Source organism: Trichocoleus sp. DQ-A3, assembly GCF_039961975.1.
In the GTDB taxonomy this organism is placed as follows: domain Bacteria; phylum Cyanobacteriota; class Cyanobacteriia; order Cyanobacteriales; family FACHB-T130; genus FACHB-T130.
The window spans coordinates 369,553-393,519 of sequence record NZ_JAMPKC010000002.1; the positions used below are offsets into that span (position 1 = coordinate 369,553).

At 47.6% G+C, this 23,967-nt stretch carries 20 protein-coding genes; 11 read left to right on the forward strand and 9 right to left on the reverse strand.

Features of this window, described 5'->3' with window-relative positions; all coding sequences use genetic code 11:
• Positions 1 to 295 precede the first annotated feature (295 nt).
• Positions 296 to 1,099 carry a DUF928 domain-containing protein gene (locus NDI44_RS04925; RefSeq protein ID WP_190412605.1) on the forward strand — a complete coding sequence of 268 codons (804 nt, stop codon included), beginning with the start codon at positions 296 to 298 and terminating at the stop codon, positions 1,097 to 1,099.
• A 51-nt stretch (positions 1,100 to 1,150) separates the two neighbouring features.
• On the opposite strand, the gene NDI44_RS04930 is transcribed toward NDI44_RS04925, so the two are convergent.
• The 8 genes from NDI44_RS04930 to NDI44_RS04965 all read right to left on the reverse strand — a co-directional run bounded on the left by NDI44_RS04930 (position 1,151) and on the right by NDI44_RS04965 (position 6,183).
• On the reverse strand, positions 1,151 to 1,309 hold the full coding sequence (locus tag NDI44_RS04930; RefSeq protein ID WP_339380677.1) for a DUF6760 family protein: 159 nt from the start codon (positions 1,307 to 1,309) through the stop codon (positions 1,151 to 1,153).
• Positions 1,294 to 1,671, reverse strand: a complete 378-nt coding sequence (locus NDI44_RS04935; RefSeq protein WP_190412606.1) for a phage tail assembly protein — start codon at positions 1,669 to 1,671, stop codon at positions 1,294 to 1,296. Before NDI44_RS04935 ends, NDI44_RS04930 begins: the two co-directional genes overlap by 16 nt.
• A gap of 9 nt (positions 1,672 to 1,680) precedes the next feature.
• Complete coding sequence (locus NDI44_RS04940; protein ID WP_190412607.1) at positions 1,681 to 2,040, reverse strand: hypothetical protein; 360 nt, start codon at positions 2,038 to 2,040, stop codon at positions 1,681 to 1,683.
• Positions 2,027 to 2,533, reverse strand: coding sequence for a phage tail protein (locus NDI44_RS04945; RefSeq protein ID WP_190412608.1), 507 nt, complete (start codon positions 2,531 to 2,533; stop codon positions 2,027 to 2,029). The genes NDI44_RS04940 and NDI44_RS04945 overlap by 14 nt, the downstream gene beginning before the upstream one ends.
• 122 nt (positions 2,534 to 2,655) lie before the next feature.
• On the reverse strand, positions 2,656 to 3,156 hold the full coding sequence (locus tag NDI44_RS04950) for a phage tail protein (RefSeq protein ID WP_190412609.1): 501 nt from the start codon (positions 3,154 to 3,156) through the stop codon (positions 2,656 to 2,658).
• 107 nt (positions 3,157 to 3,263) lie between these two features.
• On the reverse strand, positions 3,264 to 3,734 hold the full coding sequence (locus NDI44_RS04955; protein ID WP_190412610.1) for a phage tail protein: 471 nt from the start codon (positions 3,732 to 3,734) through the stop codon (positions 3,264 to 3,266).
• Between the two features lie 82 nt (positions 3,735 to 3,816).
• Positions 3,817 to 5,535, reverse strand: a complete 1,719-nt coding sequence (locus tag NDI44_RS04960) for a phage tail sheath C-terminal domain-containing protein (protein ID WP_190412611.1) — start codon at positions 5,533 to 5,535, stop codon at positions 3,817 to 3,819.
• A 99-nt stretch (positions 5,536 to 5,634) separates the two neighbouring features.
• Complete coding sequence (locus NDI44_RS04965) at positions 5,635 to 6,183, reverse strand: Pvc16 family protein (protein ID WP_190412612.1); 549 nt, start codon at positions 6,181 to 6,183, stop codon at positions 5,635 to 5,637.
• A 240-nt stretch (positions 6,184 to 6,423) separates the two neighbouring features.
• Between NDI44_RS04965 and NDI44_RS04970 the strand changes: the two genes are divergently transcribed.
• The 4 genes from NDI44_RS04970 (at position 6,424) to NDI44_RS04985 (ending at position 11,817) form a co-directional block, all read left to right on the forward strand.
• Positions 6,424 to 7,578: a HAMP domain-containing sensor histidine kinase gene (locus NDI44_RS04970; protein WP_190412613.1), complete on the forward strand. Its 1,155-nt coding sequence runs from the start codon at positions 6,424 to 6,426 to the stop codon at positions 7,576 to 7,578.
• A gap of 79 nt (positions 7,579 to 7,657) precedes the next feature.
• Positions 7,658 to 8,335, forward strand: coding sequence for a response regulator transcription factor (locus tag NDI44_RS04975; RefSeq protein WP_190412614.1), 678 nt, complete (start codon positions 7,658 to 7,660; stop codon positions 8,333 to 8,335).
• A 99-nt stretch (positions 8,336 to 8,434) separates the two neighbouring features.
• A complete protein-coding gene (locus NDI44_RS04980; protein ID WP_190412615.1) occupies positions 8,435 to 9,781 on the forward strand; it encodes a DUF4255 domain-containing protein in 1,347 nt (448 codons plus the stop codon).
• A complete protein-coding gene (locus NDI44_RS04985; protein ID WP_190412616.1) occupies positions 9,778 to 11,817 on the forward strand; it encodes an ATP-binding protein in 2,040 nt (679 codons plus the stop codon). The genes NDI44_RS04980 and NDI44_RS04985 overlap by 4 nt, the downstream gene beginning before the upstream one ends.
• Positions 11,818 to 11,928: 111 nt before the next feature.
• On the opposite strand, the gene NDI44_RS04990 is transcribed toward NDI44_RS04985, so the two are convergent.
• Positions 11,929 to 12,138 carry a Nif11-like leader peptide family natural product precursor gene (locus NDI44_RS04990; protein ID WP_190412617.1) on the reverse strand — a complete coding sequence of 70 codons (210 nt, stop codon included), beginning with the start codon at positions 12,136 to 12,138 and terminating at the stop codon, positions 11,929 to 11,931.
• 72 nt (positions 12,139 to 12,210) lie between these two features.
• On the opposite strand from NDI44_RS04990, the gene NDI44_RS04995 reads away from it, so the two are divergent.
• The 6 genes from NDI44_RS04995 (at position 12,211) to NDI44_RS05020 (ending at position 23,870) form a co-directional block, all read left to right on the forward strand.
• Positions 12,211 to 14,562 carry a substrate-binding domain-containing protein gene (locus NDI44_RS04995; protein ID WP_190412618.1) on the forward strand — a complete coding sequence of 784 codons (2,352 nt, stop codon included), beginning with the start codon at positions 12,211 to 12,213 and terminating at the stop codon, positions 14,560 to 14,562.
• A 141-nt stretch (positions 14,563 to 14,703) separates the two neighbouring features.
• Positions 14,704 to 14,991, forward strand: a complete 288-nt coding sequence (locus NDI44_RS05000; protein ID WP_199304833.1) for a hypothetical protein — start codon at positions 14,704 to 14,706, stop codon at positions 14,989 to 14,991.
• Positions 14,991 to 15,581 carry a phage tail protein gene (locus tag NDI44_RS05005; RefSeq protein ID WP_190412619.1) on the forward strand — a complete coding sequence of 197 codons (591 nt, stop codon included), beginning with the start codon at positions 14,991 to 14,993 and terminating at the stop codon, positions 15,579 to 15,581. The genes NDI44_RS05000 and NDI44_RS05005 overlap by 1 nt, the downstream gene beginning before the upstream one ends.
• Positions 15,582 to 15,600: 19 nt before the next feature.
• Entirely contained in the window at positions 15,601 to 20,763 is a 5,163-nt protein-coding gene (locus NDI44_RS05010; protein WP_190412620.1) for a hypothetical protein, read from the forward strand.
• Between the two features lie 28 nt (positions 20,764 to 20,791).
• A complete protein-coding gene (locus NDI44_RS05015) occupies positions 20,792 to 21,322 on the forward strand; it encodes a hypothetical protein (protein WP_190412621.1) in 531 nt (176 codons plus the stop codon).
• Between the two features lie 454 nt (positions 21,323 to 21,776).
• Positions 21,777 to 23,870: a VgrG-related protein gene (locus tag NDI44_RS05020; protein ID WP_190412622.1), complete on the forward strand. Its 2,094-nt coding sequence runs from the start codon at positions 21,777 to 21,779 to the stop codon at positions 23,868 to 23,870.
• Positions 23,871 to 23,967 lie beyond the last annotated feature (97 nt).

Below are 23,967 nucleotides of genomic sequence, written 5' to 3' on the forward strand. Positions count from 1 at the left end.
TTATAGTAGTTATAACATCAAATTTTGTACTAAGCAAAAACCAGCGATTTTAAGTACCCACTAAGGCAAGAAACATGACAAAATTAATCGCTAATTTCTAGAGATATGCCAGGAAAAGTGGGAAACTTTGTTGAAGATTAAAGAGTCTTTGTCTAAAACCACTACGGTCGCGATCGAGTTTATTTACAAAGCACGATGCCTCATGGAGGCGATCCCTTTGGAAAGTGTTTCGATCCCTTTGTATGCACTCCGCTTGCTGCTCGCTAGGTAAACCCACTGCAACAACTTAAAGATTATGGTGAACAAGTCTTCTGTGTATTTCACAACACTCTCCTTAGCCTTGTTTGTGGGGCTTAGTGCGATCGCTACCAGCTTTCCAGCCACCGCCACCACAAAAAGCAAACCGATTCAACAACCCAGCCTGAACCGTAGGGAAATGCGTGTGGCAGGGCGCTTAAGATTTAGGCTGCCAAGGGTTGGGGCACCCAAAACTAGAGAACCGGGAGCATCGCGTGGTAGCAGCAGCTGCGCCGCCCAAGGAAAGTCGCTCATGGCATTGTTACCCAGCACAAATGTAGGTTTGACTGTAGCAGCTCGCCCGACATTATTTGTTGCTGTTCCTAAAACTTCCGCCCAAGACGCAGAGTTTATTCTGTATGACGGCGAAACAAGTCAGCAGGTAATATACGAAACAACATTGCCGATTCCTAGCACAGGAGGTGTTGTGAGTGTTAGCCTTCCTCAAAAGGATGCACCCTCGTTAGTTGCTGGCAAAAAATACCGTTGGTCGTTATCAATGATTTGCGATGCTGAAGATCGGGGAGCAGATATTTCTGTAGAAGGGTGGATTCAACGAGTCCAACCAAATGTTGCCCTGAGGAATGATCTAAAGAAAGCAGCACCGCGCGATCGCCCAGCCATTTATGCAGCAGCTGGGATGTGGCTTGACACCCTCTCATCTCTAGCTGACTTACGTAACACCAATCCTAGCGATTTCACCTTAGAGACCGATTGGAAAGACTTATTAAAGTCAGTTAATCTCGGCACAGTGGCGGAAGAACCCTTAGTGGTAGATATCACTCAGAAGCCAACCCGATAAAGGAAAGCATTGCAGTGAATTAGGGGTAAGGGTCAAGCCCTTACTCCTACTTTATTCTGGCTGCACCAGCTGACTAATTTCTGTCACCCAATCCCGGCGATCGCGATGTTCCAGATTGAGGATATCCTCTAAAGACCAGTGAAAGTGAAAAGCAATCAAGGCTACCTCTTGGCGTAGTATGTCCGAGGGGTAGCCTAGAATTCCCCCGATAGAGAAAGCTCCACCTGAAATTGACGATTGCACTGGGGACACTGAACCGGAATGTAAGCTTCCCCCTCCTGGTTAATGCGATTGTAAAACTCCCGCAAATATGCCAGATCTCGCGAGAAAAGACCCTCCAACAGCGTAGGCGTTACCTCGGTTACAGTACCGATACAGGTAATCACCCGCGAGAGCATTACCAAGACTCCATAAGCTGGATTATCCTGAACGCCCCGGTCTTTTTGGACGCACATTTCATCTTTTGCCGTTGCCAGACGCATCACCCCCTGGCGATGAACGCCCCCTTGAGCATCGATCAATCCTCTAGGGAGGACAAATTCAAATTCTGTTTGGATGCGATCGCTGTCCATCTCGTCGGGTTACTCGGAATCAGAAGCCAGTGCAGGATTTGCAGAGGGGTTCGTGGCTTCTTTCAATCCTGCATTTTCCTGTTCTAGGTCATTAATTTGACGATAAAATTTCTGGAGATAATTCAGGTCACAAGCAAAAAAGCCTTCAACAACTGAAGGCGTGACCTCCTCCAACGCTCCCAAGCGGACAATCACGCGGGACAAAATAATCACTGTAGCGTAGGCAGGATTTGATTTAACACGCGGATCTCGCAAAGGGACAATCTCATCCATCGCCCTCGACAAACGCATCACACCTTTGCGGTGCAGATTGCCATCCGCATCGAGATATCCCTTAGGTAAAGTAAATTCAAACTCAGTTTGAATCATTCCTTGCTACTTGAATCCGTTTTAACTGTTCAACTGTCATTTCTATTTCTTCAATCTCCAGCTCACCCCCAGCCGCATTCACATCAGAAATTTTATAGCTAGTAGGCCACGCCCGTTGAAACTCAAATCTAAACTGTTCTTCCGCCGCTTGATTATAAATCACCAAAGAACCATCTCGTCGTTGTTCAGCCCAATCTCCATCCTGGACAGCTTGAATCCAGTTCCATAACGTCATCGAACAAGTCAGACCCCGGCGCAGAGTAATATTGCTGTAACTAACCTTACCCGGAATTTTTGTACTGACAATTCGACCCTTAGATTCCCCATCTTTTCCCCACTTTTGAGGTGTCACCTCAGAGATTTCTATCACCTGTTGGGTAGACTTAAAACCACTACAATCCATAAAGTAGCCGTCTACTGCATCATTGCTGCCATTTAGTTTTAGTTCTAGAAAAAATCGGCAAGTGGTAAGAATTTCAGGGAAGTCTGTCACAGTTGATACCGCCTTACAACCAATGAGCTTTCGAGCTGATAAATCAATGACTGGTGAATAAGACTGTGCAACATCTCACCTCACCAGCGCAGTTTTACAGGGAGTTGACTTTAGAATTCCTTCTACGCCGATACAGTAAACTTCATCCGCTCGTAGTTCAGCTTAAGCGTCCAAGTTTCCAGTTCGCTACTCCCTGCGTCCCGCTTAGGAACATCAAAACTATTGGGAAGCACCCCTACAAAGCTGTAGGTTAACCCCACCTTCCCCTCTGAACCGGAGTAATAGACATTAATTGTCATTTCTTTGCGTAAAGTTCGCGCTTTTGCAGCTTCCCCAAGGTTAGCTTTCGAGGCGCAATCCTTGTACCACTCCCACAGCTTATCGTCATTTCCGCCTTGATGCGCTCCTGGCACCAAAACGAGCGTTATCTCGCCATACTTCGGTTGGCTTGGAACACTGAGAACCAGCGATTTTCCCTTCGGGCCAGAACCGATGGCATTATCAGCACCCTTTGGGGACATATCTACTGACATCCCACTGACTTCTTTGATAATGATGTCTTTGATATCACCAATTGCTACATCATAGTTATCACTAGATAGTAACTCAACAGCATCAGCCATAAATAACCTTCCAATCAATTACAAAGTGCAAAGGAATGATTTTTGCGATCGCTTCTTAAAGCGAACAAAATTAAGAATATTGTCTCAAACACCCAGACTTAGATAGATCAAGCTGGATCGAATTGGTCAACCTGTAGCGTAAAGGTTTCTTCAAGCAACCCGCCATCTGCACTGAGTTTCCCGATTTGATATTTACAAATCCAAACTCCGCTCATCTTCCAAGAGTCCACCATTTCTCCGGCTGAGTTATAAGATTTAATTACGCCTTCTGCCATCCTGGCACTCGTTGGAAAACCGCCACCATCCTCTGCTTTTGGCATACACTGTAGCAACCACTTTCGCATCAGTGAGCTAGTGCTTTTTGCATCTCCACTCGCTAGGGTTACTAAAGTAATTTGAACCGCGGCTTCCCTTTTCTTAGTAAGAGTCTGCCGTACAGCTCCCTTGGCACCAGACATTAGGGCATCACCGTGTTGAACGTCAGTCTTATATGCTGGTAAGTCAACACTTTTAAACTGTAAACCGTCACCTACGCCCTTAATTTCTAATTCAAAATTCTCAACGGTAATAATCGCCATTATTCAAAACCTCCTTACAAATTTTTCAATATCAGCTCAGATATCAGCTCTTGATCAAGAGCTGATATCTGAGAGTTTTAACCTACTGGTTAGGAGACCACTGACTGATACGGAAGATCACAAATTCCGCTGGTCGGACTGGGCAAACTCCAATTTCGACATACAAACGACCCAGCATTACCGTCTCATGGGTGTTGATACTGGCATCGCACTTCACGTAGAAAGATTCACCAGGCGAACCACCGAATAACGCCCCTGCACGCCACAGTCGTTCGAGGAAATTGCTGACCGTGCGAGTAACTCGCGCCCACAAATCTTGATCGTTAGGCTCGAACACAACCCACTGGGTACCGATTTCAATCGAGCGCTCAATGTAGCTAATCAGGCGGCGGACGCTGATATAGCGCCACTGGACATTAGCCGGTTCTACCAGAGTCCGTGCGCCCCAAACTTGGAAACCTCGGTTGTAGTTAGCAAAGTTGCGGATACAGTTAATCCCCACCGGGTTCAACAGTTCCTGTTCGCGGAAGTTAGTTTCGTAGGCTAGACCCAAGACACCGCGAGGAACTTCGTTGGCGGGTGCTTTAAAAACGCCACGGGTCTCATCGGTGCGGCACCAAATCCCCATCATGTGACCGCAGGGGGGAACCAAAATCGGTCGTCCGGCATTGCGTGGGTTCGCTACTTTAATCCAGGGATAGTACAACGCCCCAAACATGGAACGACGATTGAAGTTACTTAACCACTGAGCTACGTGCTGAGGCTTTTGTTGCTCAGGGGGTACAGGCTCGCCGCCTCCCTTGCAAGGTGGTGGGTCGAGAACCACCATGCGATAGTTGGGGCTGGGTGCGTTGTTTTCGCACATGCTAACCATCATTTCCATGATGCCGTGAACCTGATCCAAATCCAGCAGGCCGCGTTGGTATGCCAGCATTAGGTCGGGGCAAGCAATCATCGAAACTTCGTCAATTTCAAAAATCCCTTGGACGCCCGTGCGGTCATCGCGCACCCCATTTACATCCCGTGGAAAGCGTTCAGGGCTAGAAATGACGGGTGGAGGGCTGACTTCATAGGTGCCGTTGACAGGTCGTCGAGACAGGGGTTGTCCGCTGGTGGACATATCGGTGACGGACAAAAATTGAGATGCCTCTTGGTCGCCAATCCCCTCATTAATCGCAGTGATGACATAGGTACCCACTTGCGCCTCGACGTCCGGGTTCATGGTCAGGTGGCTGTACTCTTCGAGTTTCTCTCCACCGCGACTAACGATGACTTTAAAGTATTCACCCGTGTTGAGTGGGGGTTCTGCCTCTGGATCTTCAGGAGCTTTGGGTTCATCGGGAAGGATTGAAACATTGACTCGTCCACCGGGTAAGGCAAGAGCTGAGCTACCATCCTCTTCGCCTTCGGATGCCTTAATCGCAAACATCAAAGAGGGACGATTTCCAGAGGTTCTGAGCTTTGTGGCTGTTTCCTCCGGTGCTGGTGGTTCCGAACCGGGGAGTTTGGTACCAATGCTAGTCACCCAACAGCGCCCACCGCCGTTCATAAACCAGCCATTGACGGCAAAAGGGAGGTAGGCGTTGAAGTCTGTGTAACCATCGGAGCCTTGTTTGGCAAAATACTCTAGGTATTGGCTCCAGTTGGTAATCATCATGGGTTTGAACAGTTCGGCATCACCGCGTACATCCTCGGTAAAGCCAACAAACCCAGCAACACTCATGCTTACGCCTTCAATCGGGCGACTACCACGGTCTACTTCTTCGACGTAGACACCAGGAGCAAAATAATCCATTGGCATAGCGTAGTCTTCCTTGATTAGTGGTGGGTAATCGGTAATTGGTAATCGGTAATTGGTAGGGGCGAGCTAGCAGGTCGCCCCTAGAGTAGTAGGTAATTGTTACGACCTACTACCTACTACCCCATTCCCTACTACTTCTATAGGTGTGATTGGTTCTCCTTGTCCTAGCTGGTTAAAGGGAACTGTCACGGTTACATATAAAGCTGGACGTAATGGAACCCCCAGCGCACGCCATAGAGCGACGGCATCAATAAGCCCAACGGCAGAAATGGTCATTGACAAGTTGCCATAACCCCGTAGTGAAGGCGCTAGCAGCTCTTCTGGTAGCCAGCGGTAACGTAACAACAGCATCAAGGCTTCTGACAGCAGACGCTGTTCTCCCAGGACGGTACGATCCCAGGCACTGACTAGGAAGGAAATGTCAAACCATAATGGGGAATACTTCCCAAAAGTGGGTGGATGCGGTTTTTCCTGGTTAATCCTGTGGTCTACCTGACTGTTTTCCCCGATGTTGTAGCAGAACAGGTTCAGTGCTGGTCTTACATCCTGCCGCATACTAGGGTGGTTGAAATCAATTTGCTCTGTACTGAGCAGGGAAGTCCCTTCAGCCAGGATTTCTGCCAAAGTCTGGGCAGCAGCAGGGATCATAAGACTGGGTGTTTAGGCTGTATAGGTCTAGATTAGGAAGACAACCCCAGAGTGTTTATTAGACTTTGGTCGAAACTTTAAAAAATGTGTGTAAATACGGATGAAGACTGAAATCCCCGACTAAGCTAGATTTGTCATTTATTTCTTGCGGAAGATGACAAGCTCCGCAAAATGAAAATTCAGTGGTGCTTACATCCGATTCAACGTTACTGAAATATCCTGTATGGCGGGGAGTTACAGATGAAGGTTGGAATAAAACGGTTTGCTGTACAGGTGCATCCACCTTCCTCCACACTCGGTTCGCTAGGTACACCGTACCCTCCCGATCTTAGGAGTATTTGCAAGCTCCATCTCGAACAGATAGGCGCACAACTACCTGTTGTAGCCGCCTGGATTGTTTACCAAGATTTAGATACCCAAAAGCGTCAATTAGTAGCCTATTATTCAGACGAGCGCCAAGGAAATTACGCGGAGTTGCCCAAATTTTTTGCTGAGGTGGAGTGGGAAGATTCCCTCCCTGCGCTGAAGTTGAGCGAAATAACCGAGCGTGCTAAAAGTGCATCTGCTGACGCCGCTTGTAGCTACAACACTTACGTTTGCACTCTCAGCGAGCAGAAAGCCAAAGAAGTTGGGTATTTGCTGTTATGGAGTAAAAATCCCCTTTCTTCGCTGCAACAACAAGGCGTAGAAAAACAGGCTCAATTGCTGAGTCACTACCTGGTGATGTCTCGCGAGTGTTCCCGTCAAAAAGCTGAGATTCAATTACTTGAGCAAGTGCTAGGTCGTACAGAACATCAACTGCGAAATCCCTTGGCACTGATTAGTCTTTACGCCGAAAATTTATGTTTAGGGTTGCCATCTGGCTGCTTGCAAGAGCAGGCTGGGATTGTTCGCGAAACCGTGAATGAGTTAATTGAAAACTTAACGGATTTGGTTTATTGCGGACAGCAGGCAAAACTACAGGTAGCACCTTATGAGCTGCGGAAAACATTGGCTGAAAGTATCCAAGGTCTGCAACCTTGGTTAGAAGAAAAACGACTGCATATCCGCTATCCGGAGAAGCCGGTCACGCTGGCAGGGGATCGATGGCAGATGAAACAGGTATTTGACAACCTGTTGAGTAATGCAGTTCATTTTAGCCCCCCTGGGGGAATGATTACTTGTAATTGGCAAGTCTTTCAATCTGAAGTAATCGTTGAAGTTTCCGATTGCGGTTCCGGGCTTTCTGAAGAAGACTTGAAACAAGTATTCACACCTTTTTATTCTAAGCGTCCAGGCGGTACTGGTTTGGGTTTGGCGATCGCTAAAAAAATTATCCTCGACCATCGAGGAACCATTTGGGTAGAAAACTTGCCTTCTGGTGGGGCACAGTTTTCCTTCACCCTACCTCGATAGCAATTTTCAGTGAGTCAGTGGGAATGATAAATGAGTTACTCACCCTCTAAAACGAACAGTCGCCTTGAGGTTCTCTAAAATGTCCGCACCAGCGCCAATTTCGATTTTACTCGTGGATGATGAACCACGCTTTCGAGCAGGGATACGGACTCTACTTGACTTCTTGAGTAATAACGGCTCTTTTCGATTTGAGATTGTCGGAGAGGCGGCTTCTGTAGAGCAAGCGTTAAAATTAACCGCTGAGCAAAAGCCAGCGATGATTTTGCTGGATATGGAATTGCCCCCTGGAGATGGAATTACCGCCTTGATCGGTTTAGGAGAAATGTCCTATAAGGGGAAAGTGTTAGTTCTCTCAGGACACCGGGAAGACGAATGGGTGTTTCGGGCGATGCAGGCGGGTGCTAGCGGGTACGTGTTTAAAGACCGGGTGGCAACTCAACTGTGCGAAGCAATTAACACCGTCATGAAAAATGAAGTGTATTTATCGCCAGAAGTTGCAGCTTGCTTCTTTCGATTGTTTCAATTTTATGCAGGGCGATCGCATCTTTCCGGTCGGAGTATTCACTTAACCGAACGAGAGCGAGAAGTCTTACACTGGCTCGTTGAAGGATCTTCTAATGAAGAAATTGCCCGCCGCCTTTACATCACAGTCGCTACAGTTAAAGCTCACTTAACAGCAATTTTTGAAAAACTCAGTGTCACCAGCCGCACGCAAGCAATTGTAAAAGCCTTAAAACTGGGATTAGTTAGTGCTTAATGGTCAGAATCTGGTCATTATCAAAAGAAACCTTTGTCAAGCTAAACTGTGAAAACGAATAAATCAGCTTTTTACGAAGCTGATTGCTGAATTTTTTTTATGAGCAATTATTTAGCGATCGCTACTGTCACTGCTGCTTTGCAAAGAACTTTGCAAGCTGTTGTACAAATAGACCTGGATGGCGCAAGAGTGACAACGGTGCGACCCAGTAACTTAGGGAGTGGCACCCCAGAGACGGGAGTGAACATCTACCTGTATCAAGTGAGTCTCAATCCCGTGTGGCGCAGCAGTGCAGATGTGCGGAATCGCAATCGTAAGGGCGAAATGGCAAAGCGATCGCACAATGCTCTCGATCTGCATTACATGATCAGTCTCTATGGCAATGAGGTTGAGTTAGAACCGCAACGACTTTTAGGCAGCGTCGTCCGTACCCTTAAAGATCGCTCAACTCTAACCCAGGAAATGATTTGGGACACGATCGCTGATTCTAACTTTACCTACTTAGCGGACTCTAACCTCTCCGAACAGCTCGAAGAAATCAGCTTCGTACCAATGGATTTATCCTTAGAAGATTTATCTAAAGTTTGGTCGGTATTCTTCCAAACCCCATACACCCTATCAGTGGCTTACCGAGCGACCGTCGTCATGATAGAAGGGGAAGAAGCAGCCCAGAAAGCTTTACCCGTACGCGAGTATAGGTTCAGCGGTGTGGTACCGTTTTCCAATCAGCCGGTGATTCAGGAGGTAGTGTCTCAAGCAGGCAGGTTTCAGGCAATCTTGGCAGACAGTACGTTGCTGATTCGGGGTAAAAATTTGAATAGCAACATCACGCGGGTTCGTCTTGGTGAGGTGGAAGCGACGCCTTCAGAAGTTCACGAAACCCAGGTCACATTGCCCCTAAGTGCCTTCTCTGCTGAGTTGCTCCGCGCAGGCGTACAAAGTCTACAGGTGATTCATCACCTCTCAAGCCCCAGCGCCCCTGTAGCAAACGGGGGAGTCGAATCTAACGGCGCAACATCCAGAGGCAACTCGACCCCTGCGTTAAGCCTCCAGCCGGCTCTCCAACGCAGTGTTGAGTCGAATGTGGCACCGTTTGTATTGCGTCCAACGATTACAGAAGTAAGTATTACCGACATTCAGGGAAGTGGAGATGAACTGCGCTCGGCGAACCTGACGCTGCAAGTAAATCTTACTATCGGCAACAAGCAGCGAGTTGTGGTGGCGCTGAACGAACGGTCAATCGATAACCCAGGCGCTTATCTGTTTGATGCTTTACCGCGTCGAGCCGATACAACCTCGGTAATCATTCCGGTTCGAGATGTGAAGCCAGGAGAGTATTTGGTGCGGGTACACGTAGATGGAGCGGAAAGTATGTTGAGCGTGGATACGGACAAAGACAGCCCGACCTTCCAGCAGTATATTGACCCAAAGGTAACGATTGTATGATGACCACGACTAGCGATCGCTGGCAAGCAGCTAATCAGCGCTACTTCATGGGACAAATTGCTCGCGTGCGTCAGGCGTTAGAACGCCAAGCTGCAAAGATGCAAGGAGAGGAAAAAGTCCAGGAAGAAGATTTTCTACCTCAGACCTCGAACCTTTCGCCTCCAGCAACACTAGAACAACTGTGCAAGACCTTCGGTTTGTCAGATTTTGAGCGGGATATCCTGCTGTTGTGCGTGGGGATGGAACTTGACCCCAGTTTTCCTTCCTTATGCGCGATCGCTCAAGGCAACGAGCGGCAGGCATATCCGACAATGAGCTTAGCGCTGGCGATTCTACCTGCCTCCCACTGGGATGCACTCACCCCCACGGCATCTTTGCGTCGCTGGCAATTGATTGAAGTTGGGACAGGTACTACACTCACCTCCAGCCCCCTGCGAATTGACGAGCGAATATTGCACTACATCGCTGGCGTGCAACATCTAGATGAACGGCTCATAGGCATTATCGAGCCATTGCACCGCTCGGTTCAAAGTTTGGTGCCATCGCACCGACAAGTTGCAGAACAACTGGCAGGGACGTGGTTGCAGGCATCGCAACAAGGTTCGGCGTTACCTGTCGTGCAGCTATGTGGAGATGAGACTGCCAGCAAACGAGCGATCGCATCTGCAACTTGCGCTCTTTTACAGCTCAACTTATATGCGATGTCCGCCCAAGCGATTCCCACCAGTCCCAGGGATTTAACGAGCATCCTGCGCCTATGGAATCGGGAAGCTATTTTAAGCGAGAGTGTCCTATTACTGGATTGTGACGATGTAGAGACTAGCGATCCAGCGCGAGAAAATGTTATTGCCTCGTTGATTGAAGGAATCACCAGCCCGATAATCGTCATCAGTCCTGAAAGACGGCGATCGCGACAGCGTCCCTCAATTACGATTGATGTTAGCAAGCCAACCGCCCCCGAACAACGGGCTATCTGGCAAGATGCCTTGGGTGAAGCAGCAGAAAGCTTGAACGGACATCTAGATACGCTGGTATCCCATTTCAGCCTTAGCGCCCCTTCTATTTACGCTGTTTGTACTGAGGCAAAAGGTAGAGGAGATAATAAAGAATCTCTCTCTTCACTCAGCCCTCAGTCCTCAGTCCTCAGTCCTCAGTCCTCAGCTCTCAGCCCTCAAGAAACGCTCAGCAACCTCTTGTGGGATACCTGCCGTTCACAAGCTCGCCAGAGACTCAACGACCTGGCTCAACCCATTATCCCAGGAGCCAGTTGGGATGAGCTGGTATTGCCAGAGGCACAGCGACAGGTGTTGCGCGACATTGCCGCTCACGTTCGGCAACGTGCCAAAGTATACGAAAACTGGGGATTTGGCGGCAGCGGACGCGGCTTGGGCATTAGCGCCTTATTTGCCGGAGGCAGCGGCACTGGCAAAACAATGGCAGCAGATGTACTGGCTGGAGAATTGCAGCTAGACCTTTATCGCATCGACCTGAGTTCTGTCATCAGTAAGTATATTGGGGAGACAGAAAAGAACCTGCGGCGAGTATTTGATGCCGCAGAAGCTGGGGGAGCAATTCTGCTGTTTGACGAAGCTGACGCCCTGTTTGGCAAGCGTTCTGAAGTGAAAGACAGCCACGACCGTCATGCCAATATTGAAGTTGCCTACCTGCTACAACGCATGGAAGCTTACCGAGGCTTAGCGATTTTGACGACTAATTTAAAAGGTTCTCTCGATCAGGCATTTCTGCGCCGGATTCGTTTTATCGTTCAGTTTCCCTTCCCCGATGCCACCCAAAGAGCCGAGATTTGGCAGCGCATCTTCCCCAGAAAAACACCGACTGAAGGGCTAGATCCTGTGAAGCTAGCACGGCTAAACGTCGCCGGGGGAAACATTCGCAATATTGCCCTCAATGCAGCCTTTATCGCCGCAGATGCCAATGAGCCGGTCGGGATGCAACACATTTTGCAAGCAGCAAAAAGCGAATATGTCAAACTGGAAAGACCTCTCACCGATGCGGAAGTGAAAGGCTGGGTGTGAAATAAGAAAGCGAACCGACAGGTCGGCGCTAGGCTAACGCCTCGCTTCGCTGTTTTCATGCCCAAAGGGCTGTACGCTATCGCGCTAATTATTCTTTACAGCTGATTAAACTTATAAACCAGGGATTTCTGACAATTCCCCTTCCAACTCTTCTACCTTAAATCCGGTTGTATCTTTCCATTCTTCAACTGTAAAGTGATAACCACATTCTTCAGCCATTTTGACTAATGTTTCCAAGTCGGGTGCAGAGTTGAGCTTTTCCCGTAAGCCGGAGTCAGTTTGAACAGCTCTAAAAAGTTTTATTACTTCCTCTTTTGCCATAAGTTTATATTCCCAGTACGTTAAATCAATGTTAACTTACCATCCACCTATCGCTTATCCGGAGAATTTTCGGTGGCACTGACAAACATTCCCAAAATTGTTCTGAGGGAGTATCTAAGGCGGAACCCCCCCCATTTCAGACTCCACCAATACGGTTGGTTGAGTCAATACCAATGGATTGCGCCTGTCGTTGATGAAATCAAAACCGAACTCGATCCGCTAACGCTAGAAGAACCAACGACTCCATCAGACCTAACAGAAGTACCGCCGCCTCAATTTACCCCGCAGGTTCAGGGAGTTGACCACCTCTACAGACAGTACCGTTGCAAGTATAGTGAAGCCTTAAGCTGCACCTTACCGCTACAAACGGTTCAGCAAGATCCAACCGCCAAATATTGCTCAGAATGTAGTTTCCCAGCTACCTTAGCCGAGAAAAGTGAGATCCGGGGGCGTCGGGGAAGATATCGGATCGAAGGCTTGTTGGGACGCCGGGGAATGGGGCGACTGTATAAGGGAATTCAGGTTGCCGATCAGCAGCCAGTTGTGATTAAAGAGTACCTGCTTCCCGACCGTTGTTTCAACGAGGAAGAAATCCGCCTGCGTCAGCAAACCTTCGAGTTAGCAGCCGGTTTGACTCTAGCAGATGGAAGAGTCCAAGATGTTCGCTTGCGTCACCCTTGGGACGCCATTTCTGACCCGATTCAGGAACGCTGCTATCTTGTTACCACGAGCAATTTAGATACGCATCCAACTCTAAACGCCTGCCTTGCCGCCAATGGTGCGATGACCAGTCGGCAAGTGCGCCAAGTCCTCAACCAAGTCCTGCAAACTCTGGAGTTTCTCCACGGTCAAAAGTTCAGTCTGCCCTCCGGTCAGGTGCAGCAGGGAATCGCTCACGGCAATATTAGTTTGGATAGTCTGCTGATGGTGACAGACGACCAGAAATTTTTTATCCATGTATGCGATTTGGCGCTTTGGGAACGTCTGTTCGATCTGCCAACTGCCCAAACCATTATCCCTACAGTTACCCAAGACTTAATCGCTTTGGGATACGTGGCTTTTTACCTGTTAGTAGGACGCTCTACTCACCCCGTTTCCGGTCAGCTGCTTGACCCCAAGGATGAACAGCAATGGCCTGTAGTGGAACCTCACCTCAAAATGTTTATTTTTCGCCTTTTAGGGCTAGATGTCAGTTTTGAGAGTGCTGAGGAAGCACGACAAGCACTGTTGAAGTTGCCGCCAGAGAAACCAGTCGATCTAGTAGTTGTAGACACAGTGCCGCTAGAAGAGCAAAAAACCAAGCTGCGCCGTCTTCCCTGGCTGCTGTTGGGTGCTTTGGGAGTGACTTTGTTGGGAATACTCATCTGGTTTTTGATTCCGAAGTCCCAAGCGGGTAATCGTGCCGCCGATGATGATTTTCTGGTTTGTTGCATCAAGGAAATCCCTGGTATTCCTGCGGGTAAGTTTACTTACACAGCAGAAAAAGACGGAACATGGAGCTATATCCTGCGCCAGTCCAATCTCATCTCAAAGAATAAAACTTTAGAAGACAAGCTCAGAGAACGTCAGCCAAAATTAGAGTTGAATTATCAAGCTGAGCCTTCCGGAGAGGACGCGATCGCGAAAGTCAGTTCGCAGCAAGTAGACTTTGCGATTTCTAGCTTGGTGAGTGATTTGACCAGCGAATTGAAGTATAAACCAGTTGCCTACGATGGGCTGGTCGTGTTTGTTGCCTTCAGCTACGCCAAACGAGAGAAAAGCCTTCCTCAGGCTCTCAATGGTCAAATCACTTTTGAGCAATTGCGTCAGCTTTACACTGGCGAAATTACTAATTGGCAAGTCTTAGGAGGACCTGATTTACCTGTAAAACTCTATATTCCGAAAGAAACTGAGGCGGTACGAATATTTGAGCAACGAGTTCTTAAAGATGAGCAAAAAATTGCTCTGTTTAGAAAATTAATTCAAAAGAGCGAGCAACCACCTCCTTTGTTTAAAAATTCTTTCGAGCCAGAAATTAAGCCTTTGTCAACCTTCGAGACTCTACGACAGGTGATTCGGGATTTTGAGGATGATGAGGTTGGGGGAATTGCCTTTGGCACAATCAGCAAAGTTTTCGGTCAATGTTCGGCTTATCCCTTAGCTTTAAAAGACGGAAATAAACTAGCAATCCAGGCGTTAATTCAAGATAATGGGAAGCCTGTAGAGCCAACAACAGACCTCTGTGATGATAAAGGAAGTTATCATCCTAATATAGAATTTTTCAAAAATAGCACCTACCCCTTGGCATATCCGATAACCGTTATTTATTCTGGAGATAACCGCCGTATCCCTGCCGGTCAAAAGTTCGCCGAGCTGCTGAGAACTCTTGAGGCACAGCGATTGCTGAGCAAAGCCGGACTGGTGCCGTTACAACCGCTAGAATAGTTTTTAGATAATTACCTGCTGGATTAGAGTGAATTAGATTCTTAGAGGTTAATGGCGAATAGCTATTAGCTGAATTTAGACCTTTGTCTAGCAATCAGCCAAAAACGGATGCCCTAAGATAACAGGAAGTTTTGGTTTTTTATGAACAGGTATTCTTCCCAACAAGCGGTTTCCGGCGCGCTCGCTAATCTGGGGACACAATCTTATCTACAACCCATTGGGAGTAGCACTCGTCCGGCTGGGTACGCAGCACCGGGTTTAGTTCCCAGTAACGATAAAGATAACCAAACTGCGGTTTCAAAGACAGCCGCTAAAGTTCTGCGCGATCCTTTATTGCTGAGGCAATTGAGCGATCGCGTTTATGAATTGATGCTTGAAGATTTACGTCGTCAAAGGGAACGCAGTAGAAACTACGGAGGATACTTCTGATGCCCGCCCCACTGCCACCAGCACAGTCGTCTGCGTCAAGTCGCAATAATGGACAGAACAAAAATGGCACTAGCGTCCGCGAACTAAACTACGTTACTGCCAATCGTTTTTATGTAGAAATTCAAAGTAATATTACTGCCTGTTTCACCGAGTGCCAAGGCTTGGGCGTGACGATCAAGGCTCAAAAACACTATGAAGGCGGTGTCAACGATCAACAGAGAATTTTTCTAGGTCAGGCAGAATTTTCAGATGTGACCCTCAAGCGGGGTATCACTAATGATTTAGTTTTTTGGGATTGGATTAGTAAAATATTAAGCGATGTTGGGCGTAATCAAGGCAATAATCTACCGAAAAAAGAACGTCGTAACATTAATATTTTGGTATTCAACCCAGCAGGAGAAACAATGCAGTGTTGGACACTAATTGGTGCCGTTCCTGTTGCCTGGAAGTCAGCCTCATTAAGCGCGGATTCCAATGCAGTGGCAATTGAAGAGTTAACACTTTCATACGAGAGTTTACAGGTTGATAAGTCACGCAATGGCGGATCTTCAATTTCCGGTGGACGCGATAGTTTGGGATACTTTGCCTAGAAATTAACACAACAAAAATATGGCGGAACATGAGGGCACAGAAGCAAGGAACAATTTTCCCGATGGAGAAACGATACCCCAGGAACCCCTTGGTATCAAAAACCCCTTGCTTCCACCTAATCCGTTAGGGCAGAACTTACTAAATCCTAAATTTTTGCACCCGCTGGGAGCAAGATCGATTACCGTTTTCAATCCTTCTGGTTTTTTCTCTGAGGAAGTGGCGGATGAATTTCCGCCAGATAATCCTTTCAAGAATTCACCCTTTTTTGCAGAATCCCAAGGCTCACAATTAAGTGAATCGGTCGATGTTGACACGGCACCGATCTCGGCAGAGGCTGCTTTGCCAGTTATGCGGGCAACCGATCCAACATTAGTGCAACCCGTTTTAGCTACCGAACTACCAGCTAAAGCAGTAGGGATTGGTCCTGTCAGGACACCCATTGCAGCACCAGCAACTGAAATAAGCAATGCGATCGCTAATTCGCCCTCAGCCAGCACAATTCAGCCACCCATAGCTGCTCTCACGGCACCTCTTGAAGCAGCAGGAATTGAAATAAGCAATGCGATTGCTAGTTCGCCCTCACCCAGTACAATTCAAAGGGCAGCATCGATTGAGGCTTCTACACCGGGTGTAACACCAACAACTGAGAGAAGTAACGATAGCGCTAGTTCGCCCTCACCCAGCACAATTGAGTCATCAATAGATGCTCTCAGGGCACCCATTGAAGTAGCAGAAACTAAAATAACCAATGAGATCGCTAATTCGCCCTCAGCCAGTACAATTCAAAGGGCAGCAGCAATTGAGGCTTCCACACCGGGTATAACACCAACAACTGAGAGAAGCAATGCGATCGCTAGTTCGCCCTCACCCAGCACAATTCAAAGGGCAGTAACGATTGAGGCTTCCACGGCACCAGATTCAACACCAGCAACCATTGCAGCACCAAGAACTGAAATAAGCAATGAGAGCGCTAGTTCGCCCTCACCCAACACAATTCAGTCACCAATAGATGCTCTCACGGCACCCCTTGAAGCAGCAGGCACTGAAATAAGCAATGAAATTGCTAATTCGCCCTCAGCTAGCACAATTCAAAGGGCAGCAGCATTTGAGGCTTCCACACCGGGTGTAACACCAACAACTGAGAGAAGCAATGAAATTGCTAATTCGCCCTCACCTAGCACAATTCAAAGGGCAGCAACAATTGACGAACAGACGGCACCCCTTGAAGCAGCAGGAATCGAAATAAGCAATGAAATTGCTAATTCGCCCTCATCCACCCCAATTCAACGGACAGCAGAAATTGAGGCTTCCACACCGGATGTAACACCAACAACTGAGAGAAGCAATGCGATCGCTAATTCGCCCTCAGCCAGCACAATACCCCTTGAAGCAACAGGTACTGAAATAAGTAATGAGAGCGCTAGTTCGCCCTCAGCCAGAACAATTCAACGGACAGCAGCGCTTGAGGCTTCCACGGCATCAGATTCAACACCAGCAACTGAAATAAGTAATGAGAGCGCTAATTCGCCCTCACCCAGCTCAATTCAACGGACAGAAGCGATTGAGGCTTCCACACCGGGTGTAACACCAACAACTGAAATAAGCAATGAGAGCGCTAATTCGCCCTCACCCAGCTCAATTCAACGGACAGAAGCGATTGAGACTATCACGGCACCCCTTGAAGCAGCCGGAACTGAAATAAGCAATGAAATTGCTAGTTCGCCCTCACCCAGCTCAATTCAACGGACAGCAGAAATTAACGAACCAACAACACTTATCGCAGCACAAACTTCTGAGATAAGCAATGAAATTGCTAGTTCGCCCTCACCCAGGACAATTCAAAGGGCACCAACAATTGACGCTATCACGGCACCCATTGAAGCACCAGCAACTGAGATAAGCAATGCGATTGCTAGTTCACCCTCAGCCAGCATAATTCAAAGGACAGTGGCGATTGAGGTTGCCACGGAACCAGATGCAGCACTAGGAACTGAAAGAAGCAACGAGATCAGTTTACCCTCTTCAACCACACCTTCATCGGTGCCAACTAAGACAGCCGCAACCGAAGCAAGGTTAGGACAAGCCTTTTTGGATACAGAACCACAAGTTCAAAAAGCACCAGCAATTAACGAACAAATAGCACCAAACGTAGCATCAGCACCCCGAGACACCATTGCTAGCCAGCGAGATCCCATTGATAGCCAACCAACTTTGGGACAAACCCTTTCGCATACAGAACCACAAGTTCAAAGGGCACCAGCGGTTGAGGAATTCACGTCATCTATTACAGCACCAGCGCCAGAACAGATGACTCAGGTGAAAAACCCTCTGGCTGATTCGTCCTCACCCACTATGCCTTCATCTGTGCAGCCAGATACAGCCGCCATCGCACCAACCGTAGAACAACCGCTGTTACAAGCTGAACTGCAAGTTCAAAAGGTACAAATGCCTCCGTTAACTGCACCGCAAGCGGCATCGGTGCCACCAGAGACAGAGTTAGAACTTACTTCAGCAGTAAACGAAAACTTAGCCGCAGTCTCTAATTTGACCACTTCCAAGACTGTGCCAGAAGCCACTACAGATCGAGTTGTTGTACAACCTCTGTCGGAAACAAAAGCAGCAAACCACACAGAAACTACGTTATCGAAGGTTACGGAATCGATTGAGTCACCAATGTCATTTTCTGGGATGACAGAGGCGGAATCAGTTGAAATGCCAGCGATCGCTTCTGAGAATATAACAGTTGACCGTTCGGATAGCACAGCGCCTGTAACAAAGGTAGAATCCCTAGTTCAAAAGGCACCAGCGCTTTCAACAGCCACAGAACCAGGTGAACCCCCACTGGTACAAAGGATGGAGGAAAATTTCTCTTCAGAAGTAACTGACAACTTCGCCCCCACACCCTCGCTTTCCACACCAGCTACTGCGCCACCTGAAACCACACCTAACATATCAACCCTTGTACAAGCCAGCTTAAATTCACAGCCGTCTGACTCAACATCACCAGTGTCAGATGTCCTGGAACCATTTGAGCCTGCGGTGCAGTTAAAGGCTGAATTTCCATCACAGGTAAGCTCATCTCCCCCGATTTCCACCTCTGCGATCGCTCCAAAATCTGTACGCGAAGAAACGACGCCTACAGAATCCACGCTAATACAACCGATGGGGGAATTATCTCCACAAACAAAGGCAGAAGTGTTGCCGGAATTCCTGGCACCCATCGCTGAATTACCACTCCCAATAGAATCATCGGTAAAAGAGCCTGAAGCGTTCAACTTGGCGCTTTCACCTACTGAATCAACCGACTCTCCTCTACAGATGCCCGAAAGTACGCCGATTATAGGCGCTACAGTCATTCAACCGAAATTAGAAACCGTATCGGCAAGTGAAGATTTGACTCGGTTAGCACCAAAAGCGATCGCTTCCACCGACTCCAGACAAGTACCTGAAAGTACAACAACGCCAGACGCTACAGTCATTCAACCGAAATTAGAACCTGAATCGGTAAGTGAAAAGGTTGCTGGGCTAGCACCAGACGCGATCGCTTCTACCGACTCCAGACAAGTCCCTGGAAGTACAACAACGCCAGACGCTACAGTCATTCAACCGAAATTAGAACCTGAATCGGTAAGTGAAAATTTGGCTGGCTTGGCACCAGACGCGCTCGCTTCCACCGATTCCATACAAGTACCTGAAAGTACAACAACGCCAGAAGCTACAGTCATTCAACCGAAATTAGAACCCGAACCAGTCAGTGAAAATTTGGCTGGATTGGCACCAGAAGCGATCGCTTTCACCGATTCCATACAAGTCCCTGAAAGTACAACAACGCCAGAAGCTACAGTCATTCAACCGAAATTAGAAACCGTACCAGCACGTGAAAATTTGGCTGGCTTGGCACCAGAAGCGATCGCTTCTACCGACTCCAGACAAGTCCCTGGAAGTACAACAACGCCAGACGCTACAGTCATTCAACCGAAATTAGAAACCGTACCAACAAGTGAAGATTTTCCGGTTGATACAAAACAAGGCATCGCTTCCACCGACTCCAGACAAGTACCTGAAAGTACAACAACGCCAGACGCTACAGTCCTTCAACCGAAATTAGAACCTGAATCGGTAAGTGAAAATTTGGCTGGATTGGCACCAGACGCGATCGCTTTTACCGATTCCATACAAGTACCTGAAAGTACAACAACGCCAGACGCTACACTCATTCAACCGAAATTAGAAACCGAACCAGCACGTGAAAATTTGGCTGGCTTGGCACCAGCAGCGATCGCTTCTACATCCTTTGCCAATCCCCCTGTAGAGGTGCCTCAAAGCACACAAATTGAACCCACCGTTATACGACCTTTGGTGGAAACAGAGTCGCTTGACGAGAGCGAAGAACTGCCTCAATTGCCTCAAGTGCTGACTAATCTATCCATTCTCAGCCCTCTAGCTCAACAATCCAGTCTTCTCGCTTCCCCATTTCCAGACATGGGCAGCAATAAGGTTGAGGAATCCTTTCTTGCACCGCTCTCCTTAAACTTCTCGTCTGCTTCGGAGCCGCCTATTCCTATCCAGAGAATGCCAGAAGATTCAGGGCAGAATAACCAAGAAGCTACAGCATTTTCAAGCAGTGTAGAACAAGTGCAAATGGCACCTTCTTCCTTTTCCTCTTCCCCTGAAACTCTACCTTCCTTAAACAGTTCTACAAACACCAGAGAGATACCAACATCTTGGTCAAGTATTTCTGAATTAATAGGGGAGAATACGCCTAAAGCAAGCGAATCAATCGTTGTACAACCTCTCTCAGAACAGAGGACGTGGGAGGCACCGCAAAAGCCGATAATTTCCAAACCATCCGACTCTAACAGCTCCCAATCAAATGTTTCCCAGCCCCTGATAAATTCCCCACAAAACAATAGTTTGGGCAATGTTATTCAGACCTATTCCATGCCCTCGCGTCGCACATCAGCCTCTGGAATGGAAGCTCTTATACAGTTAATGGGGGACGCTGATAGCCAAGTAGGAGCAATCGATCAAAGCGTATCTACCGTTGATAATTTCTCTAGTGAAGAAGCCACCGACAACTTAGAGCTTCTAGCTCGTGAAGTCTATAGTTTTATCCGGCAACGGTTGGAAATAGAGCGAGAGCGTCGAGGAAATAACTATTCTGGACGCCTGCCCTGGTAAAGTCACTGCCATTATTAAGGAGAATAATATGTCAACCACTCGTTTGGTCAAAGCAAAACTTATTCCAAAGGTTCCAGCACAGGGTGTGGACACGATTGAGTTCATGTTCAACCCCACCAAGCTTTCCTTCAGCCGGAGTGTTCAAATCAATGCCCCTCAAGGCGCACGTACTGCTAGAGGACTGCCGAAAGTCAGCTTCCAAAGTATAGATCCTTATAAACTCACTATCTCAGAGATTTTGTTTGATACCTATGAGGAAGGAACCAGCGTCCTCTGGTACATCAACAAACTAAAAAAAGCTGTTGAATTTCCCGATGGTCAAGATGTCCCGCCCGTCTATGTCTTTACTTGGGGTGCCCAAGAATACCTCCGTTGCTTTGTGCAATCACTCAGTTACGAACTGACCATGTTTCTACCTGATGGGACTCCCGTGCGTGCTTCAGCTAGCCTGACCCTCCACGAAGTAGATGTACTTATCCCCCCAGGCTCTCCAGAAGCTCCTTCTAGTGTGAATCGCGTCGGGGAAAGTCGAGGCAGCAAGACTCGAAAAGCTACATGAACGGTCATCATTTGTTGGATTGCGCTGAACCAGAAGGTTAGAAAAAAATTGTAGTTCGACCTTTGGAGAATGGGCGGGGGCGTAGAGTTTCTTCTAAACTAGCTGAAACTTGCGTTCTAAATTTTGAATTTGGATGAACGTCTGCATGGGTTTAAATATCCTCTCGGTGATTGAGAAATTATCCGCGTGTAGATTACCTTGCTTGACTAACAAAACGCCTGATAATTTTAAAAAATCTTAGTTTTGACAGAGAGTTTTTTTACCAAACTAAGCTCACAGTTCTAATTTGAGATTACAAAATCTAGCCTAAAAATTCGAGATTTGTCAGGCAACAAGGCAAAAGACCCCTATAGTTCAAATACCAAAGAATAAAAAATTTGAAAAAAAATGCCAGTCAGGATTTCATCCAAAATCTAAAATTTAGAAGCTAAAATCATTTACGTGTTGCCTACAAATGCCAAAGTATATATCCTATCCTCAAATAAAAATTGATGGAGATGATGCTCCTGCGAGTTTGATGGAAGATATTCTTCAAATCTCCGTAGAAGAAAGCCTCCATCTTCCAGCCATGTTTACCCTAGTTATCCGGAACGACTACTTCCCAGGGCGCGAAGGAGATGAACTTTGGCGCTACGAAAACTTATTAACAATTGGTAAACCCGTCCAGATTGGCTTTAAATCCAGCACTACAGAAGATGCTGATTTTGACGATCCACAGCAGGGCAACATTCTGAATGGCGAGATTACAGCAATTGAAACCCACTTTACCAGTGGTTCTCAAGCTCCGGTCGTGATTCGCGGGTATGACGTTTCTCATCGCCTACATCGGGGACGCTACAACCGCTCTTTCCAAAACATGACCGACACCGACATTGTTCGGCAAATTATCGGTGAATTGGGGATTACAGCGGGCACCATTGACGAAAGTGGCGGGCCTTATGGCTTTGGCGATCCCGTTGGCTATATTTTCCAAGAAAATCAAACCAACATGGAATTCTTGCGAGAACGGGCAGCCCGGAACGGTTTTGAGTTGTTTGTGCAAGATGGGAAACTGCACTTCCGCAAGCCGGTAGCGGGTGCTTCTTTGGCTCTCAAGTGGTTACAAGAAATACATAGTTTCCAAGTTCGGGTAACAAGTGCCGAACAGGTAGATTCTGTTGAGGTAAGAGCTTGGGATTATAAAAGTAAACAGGTGATTGCATCTACTAAAAGCAGTCAAACAACACAAGTCATTACCGATACCAAACAAGGCAAGGGCAAAGCAACTAGCACTAGCTTTAGCAGTACCCCCAAGATGATTGTTGTCGATCAGCCAGTCTCTTCTCAGGCAGAATCAGACGCGATCGCGCAAGCTTTGTATAACGAGTTATCGGGGGAATTTGTCTACGCTGATGCCAAAGCTGAAGGCGATCCTCGAATTCGACCGGGACGGGTCGTGGACTTGGCAAGTATGGGCAAATACAGCGGCAAGTATTACGTCACGACAACCCGTCACGTTTATCAGGAACGGTTCTACACTACCGAATTTAGCGTGCGGGGATTGCGGGGAGACGATCTTCTGGCAACCCTGTCTCCCCGAACCCATCTCCAAGCAGGACAAACATTGTTAGTAGGAATTGTCACGAATAACAAAGATCCCAAAAAATGGGGTCGAGTGAGAGTAAAGTTTCCCACTTTAACAGAGGAACACGAAAGTAACTGGGCCAGAGTGGTGGGAGCCGGAGCTGGTGTAAATCGCGGGTTTGATTGTCTGCCGGAGGTCAATGACGAGGTATTGGTTGCCTTTGAACACGGCGATATTCATCGCCCCTACGTCATTGGCGGTGTCTGGAACGGTACAGATGCACCGCCGGAAGATGTTGATAATACAATTTCAGGTGAAGGCAAAGTCCGACTTCGGACATTTAAAACCCGTACTGGGCATAAATTACAGTTTGTGGAAGAGGATAAAGATACTAGCAAGGCTGGTGTCTACATTGAGACGATAGGCGCTCATAAATGTCACATGAATGACAGCGAAAAGTTTGTGGAAATTAAAACGACTGACGGTCATTATGTGCGCCTAGACGATCAAAATAAGAAGATCGAAATTAAAACCAAAGGCGGTCATAAGATCCTCATCGACGATCTCAATAAGAAGCTGGATATCACAACAACTGGCGGTCAGAAGTTGCTGATGAATGACATGACCAACACCATCACGATGCAGGCAGTGCAAAAAGTGAGTATTTCAGCACCAATGGAAATTCTGCTGCAATCAGGCCCTAGTAGTATAAAACTCGCACCTGCTGGCATAGAACTTCAAACCGCAGCCAAGTTAAGCGCTCAAGCAGGCGGAGTTTTAGACTTGAAGTCTGGGGGTGCTGCCACTATGAAAGCTGGTGCGGCGTTGTCGCTACAATCCGGCGGTGCTTTGTCGGCGCAGTCGGCTGCTGCTGTAAGCGTACAGTCTGGCGCAGCGTTGAACCTGCAAGCAGGTGCTGCGGTGGCGATTATGGCAGCTGCCACAGCGAGTATGACCGCACCGCTGATTCGGCTGAATTGTTAACAATTGAGGGGAGCGGGCAAGAAGCAATTGCGATCGCGACCAATGGCTAATGCCTAACCATAGGAACGTGGTACACAATTAGCCATTCTCGATTAAC